The sequence below is a fragment of the Paenibacillus forsythiae T98 genome, from assembly GCF_000520735.1.
In the GTDB taxonomy this organism is placed as follows: domain Bacteria; phylum Bacillota; class Bacilli; order Paenibacillales; family Paenibacillaceae; genus Paenibacillus_AQ; species Paenibacillus_AQ forsythiae.
In genome coordinates this window covers 1-1,020 of sequence record NZ_ASSC01000462.1, presented here as the reverse complement: position 1 = coordinate 1,020, position 1,020 = coordinate 1, and the positions used below count along the sequence as shown (strand labels likewise).

Here is a 1,020-nt window from a genome sequence, read left to right as displayed (position 1 = left end):
CCGACGAGGCGGCCGTATCCGGCGATTGCCCGGCCGGAGCCGGACTCGGCGTATACTGCGGAGCATACGCATTCGGAGCCGAAGCGCCCGGGGCGGGACTCGGATAGGTGACAACGGGGGACCCGCCGTCCGTATCATAACTGGGCGTCGCCGCGTAGCTTGGTACTGCAACCGGTGACGGATTCACCACCACCGGTACGTAGGGCGTCGGTTCCGGAGCAGCTGAAGGTCTTGTGTCAGTTGAAGGCTCCGGGGCCTGGCTGGGAGGCGCGCTTGGGGTGACCGGACCCGCTCCCGAACCGCTCCCCGGGTCTTCCGGCGGAGCTTGCCCGCCGCCGCTGCTTTCTTCCTCAACCGTCACCGAAATCGTCTCCGGCGAAGAAGAGGTATGCTGCCACAGCGTTCCTGTCACCGTTACCGTCGTGGTTCCGGCAGACTTGCCCTTGATCGTGATTGTGCCGCTGGAATAGGAAGCCGAAGCGATGAACGGATTGGCCACGCTCACGGATGCGCGGGCTTCTTCCGTCTTTTGGCCCGGTCCGGCGCATTGGCATTGCCCGGTTACTTCATCCCCGCACATTCCATTGCACTGCTGAGGACAAATGGCCTGTCCGCAGCCGATGACGCCGGTATACGAATCCGGACTGAGTGTGGCCGAGATCGTGGTGGATGAGCCGACCTTGACCGAAGCCGAGGTGCTGCCGAGCGAGAGCTGAACCGTTCCCCGGTTGAAATAACCGTAAGCGTCGGGAGTAACGGACAGCGACAGCAGCATGGCGAAGGCAAGCAAGATCATCTGGACTCTCCACTTTATTTTGCCTTTCATGTATTTCCCTCCTTGCAAGATTGGGTTCTCAGATAGCAGGCCCCGGACATATATGAAGATCCGGGGCCGCCATCCCGCTAGCTATTTCAGCGTCAGCGCTTTGATCAGCACGGCCGCCGCTTCTGCGCGGGTTGCCGTCTTGAGCGGTTCAAAACGGTTGCCTGGCTGTCCGGAGACGATACCGGCCTGTACCG

At 61.8% G+C, this 1,020-nt stretch carries 2 protein-coding genes; both read right to left on the bottom strand.

Going from position 1 to position 1,020, the window contains the following annotated elements; translation table 11 throughout:
• The coding region (locus tag L692_RS0114835; protein ID WP_025700955.1) for a pilus assembly protein N-terminal domain-containing protein at positions 1 to 826 on the bottom strand (826 nt) is incomplete at its 3' end.
• A gap of 81 nt (positions 827 to 907) precedes the next feature.
• A complete protein-coding gene (locus tag L692_RS34045) occupies positions 908 to 1,006 on the bottom strand; it encodes a hypothetical protein (RefSeq protein ID WP_415752766.1) in 99 nt (32 codons plus the stop codon).
• Positions 1,007 to 1,020 lie beyond the last annotated feature (14 nt).